Here is a 2,730-nt window from a genome sequence, read left to right as displayed (position 1 = left end):
TTCGAATCCGGTCGGAGCTACCAAGAACTTACGAGCCGCCCGCGGGCGGCTCTTTTTATGTCTCCGGCAAACGGAAGGGGCGGACTTGGAGTTTCTTATCGTGTGCCCCTTGGCGCTCATCGCCGGACTGGTCGATGCCGTTGCTGGTGGGGGAGGGCTCATCTCGCTGCCCGCTTACTTCTTCGCGGGACTGCCGCCCCATGCGGCCATTGCCACAAACAAGCTATCTTCCACTATGGGAACCCTGGTGGCTACAGTCCGCTATGTGCTCTTCGGCTACATGGTGAAGCGGTTCGTGCTGGTGGGTGTTGCCTGTGGCTTGGTCGGCTCGGCGGCTGGCGCTCAGCTGGCCTTGGTGGCCGATAGCTTTGCTCTCATGGTGTTCATGCTTGTCTCGCTGCCCTTTGTGGCTGTGCTCGTCTTCCGCACTCGCGATCTTAATCGGTTCGCCGAGCGTCCGCTGCCCCCGCGCCGCGCCCTTGCGCTTACGGGCGCCATCGCCCTGGTCGTGGGTGTCTACGACGGCTTTTACGGTCCTGGTACCGGCACCATCCTCATGCTGCTGCTCACCGCCGTGGCCCATCAGGGCATGCGCGAGGCCGCCGGCACCACCAAGGCCATCAACCTGGCCACGAACGCGGCCGCTCTCGTTGTCTTTCTTGCTCATGGCGAGGTGCTCATTGGACTCGGTTTAGCAGCCGGTCTATTCAACATCGTCGGCAACTGGATCGGCGCCAGCCTCTTCGACAAGAAAGGGGCCGCGCTCCTGCGGCCCCTCATGCTGGTGGTTATCGCCCTGTTTGCCGTGCGCCTGCTGGTCGATCTGCTCGGCTAGGTGCATCTTCGGCGCAATGCGAACGGTCGAGGCATTGGCGCCTCTGCGTTGGCCGCCTAGGTAAGCTGCCCGCGGGCAAAGTCAATGAGTGCTTCCCGCTCATTGGGCACGTGCTCGTCGATAACGGCGTCAAGGCAGGACTGCAGGATGGCTCCCACGGCGGGGCCCGGCTCGACGCCCAGGGCCATGATGTCGCGGCCGTTGACGGCCAACTGCTTCACCGAGAAAGCCGCTTGATCCTCCAGGATTTGATGCAAAAGCTCCCGCAGCTCTTCGGCTACTTCGGCCCGCGGGGCGCAGAAGGGCGCCTGGGAGAGCGCATCGGCGCGCTTGATGTCGCAGAGGACTTCGAATAAATCGGTGCGTCCGTTCAGGCGCCCGAGCATACGGCGCACGGCCCGGGGATTAGCCGGCACCACGTCGTCGTGAGCCCGCACGATAACAGGCACATCGCGGCGCAGCCATGCCGGGAAGGGCAGGCGGTGCATAATGCCTTCGGCCAGCGATACGCTTACCGCAGCATGGCCGTAGAAGTGCTCTACGACCCCTTCGAAGAAGGCAGCAGCGGGCTTGCCCATGTCGTGGAAGAGGGCGCACCAGCGCTGGAGAGGCTCGGGCGGCGTGTGCTGGCATACCCACGCTGTGTGCTCGAGCACATCATATATATGGTACTTCGTTACTTGGGGGCAATTCTTCATGGCCACGAGCTCGGGCAGCACGAAGGCGAGCACGTCGACGCACGTCATCAAGGCGTCGTGGACGTAATCGCCGCAGACGAAGCGCTCCAGTTCGCGATAAATGCGCTCGCCGGATACTTTGCGCAGCAAGTTCTTCGAGGCGACCATGGCCTCGAACGTGACGGGATCGATAGCTACGCCCAGCTGGGAGGCAAAGCGGCAAGCGCGCAAAATGCGGAGCGCGTCCTCCGAGAAGCGCGTCATGGGATCGCCCACGCAGCGCAGCACGCCGCGCTGCAAGTCCTCCAAGCCGCCAAAGGGGTCGATCAGACCGCGCTCGGGATGGTAGGCCAGGGCGTTCATGGTGAAATCCCGTCGGCGAAGATCCTCTTCTATAGTAGAGGCCGGGGTCACTGTGTCGGGGTGGCGGCCGTCGCTATAGGTGCCATCGCAACGATAGGTAGTAATCTCGAAAGGCTCGCCTTCGTTGACGACCGTAATAGTGCCGTGCTGAACGCCAGTCTCCACGGTCTTCCATCCCGCTTGCTTAAAAGCGCCGGCCACGGTTGTCCAAGAAAGATCCGTGGCAAGATCGACATCGTGAATGGGGCGTCCCAGCAACGCATCACGCACGTAGCCCCCCACGCACCATGCCTCGCCGCCCGCTCCTTCGAGTATGCGGAGAGCCTCTCTCGCACTAAGGGGAAGCGCACGGTCCAGGGCGCGAAGGGCAACGTCGTCCGCAAATCGCGGGCGCGACCCCGTAGCTGCAGCCTGAATCTGGCGACTAAGCAAACAGCCTTCATCTGCCGGTTCTTGGCGGTAGGGTCGAGGAGAAGTGTTGGGATTACGATGAGCGGAGGCCATAATGTGTCCTTTGAAAAAGATGATTTCACCCCAGTATACTGGTCTTTCTTAAAAAGCAGGGGAGAATGACCGAGCATCTGAACAAAAAATTTTAAGAAATTTGAAAAAACCTCTTGCACAAAAAGCTCGAAGCAGTAATATATGCAAGCTGTCTTTTTCGGAAGACGGAAGACAGCGCTCCTTGCGAGCCTACGGGATTGTCAAGCGAGAAAGCAAAATTGTTGAGGTTTTGTGAATCGGTTGACACGGGAAACGAAATCCCGTAAAGTACTTCCTCGCGCCGCAAGCGACGGCGCGGGCGGGAAGGCTCCCGCGGAACCTTGACAACCGGATACTGAGGATGGAATTCGA

The 2,730-nt window shown here is 60.7% G+C and carries 3 protein-coding genes and 1 tRNA gene (1 of these 4 only partly in view); 2 read left to right on the top strand and 2 right to left on the bottom strand.

Annotated elements, in window-relative coordinates:
* Positions 1 to 23, top strand: a tRNA-Glu gene (locus QZ307_RS07150) (it extends 154 nt beyond the left edge of the window).
* Positions 24 to 85: 62 nt separating this feature from the next.
* Positions 86 to 835 (top strand): TSUP family transporter, encoded by a 750-nt coding sequence (locus QZ307_RS07145; RefSeq protein ID WP_295997821.1) that lies wholly within the window; start codon positions 86 to 88, stop codon positions 833 to 835.
* Positions 836 to 891: 56 nt separating this feature from the next.
* Here the strand turns inward: QZ307_RS07145 and QZ307_RS07140 are convergent, their stop codons facing one another.
* Together QZ307_RS07140 and QZ307_RS07135 are read right to left on the bottom strand one after the other, a co-directional pair.
* Entirely contained in the window at positions 892 to 2,157 is a 1,266-nt protein-coding gene (locus QZ307_RS07140; protein ID WP_295997818.1) for an HD domain-containing protein, read from the bottom strand.
* 313 nt (positions 2,158 to 2,470) lie between these two features.
* Positions 2,471 to 2,730, bottom strand: a 260-nt coding sequence (locus QZ307_RS07135) for a hypothetical protein (RefSeq protein ID WP_295997815.1), incomplete at its 5' end; no start/stop codon positions are given.

This window comes from uncultured Adlercreutzia sp. (assembly GCA_910585575.1).
GTDB lineage: Bacteria > Actinomycetota > Coriobacteriia > Coriobacteriales > Eggerthellaceae > Adlercreutzia.
Note: the sequence above shows the minus strand (reverse complement) of the source record. Positions and strands in the feature narration are given on the sequence as shown.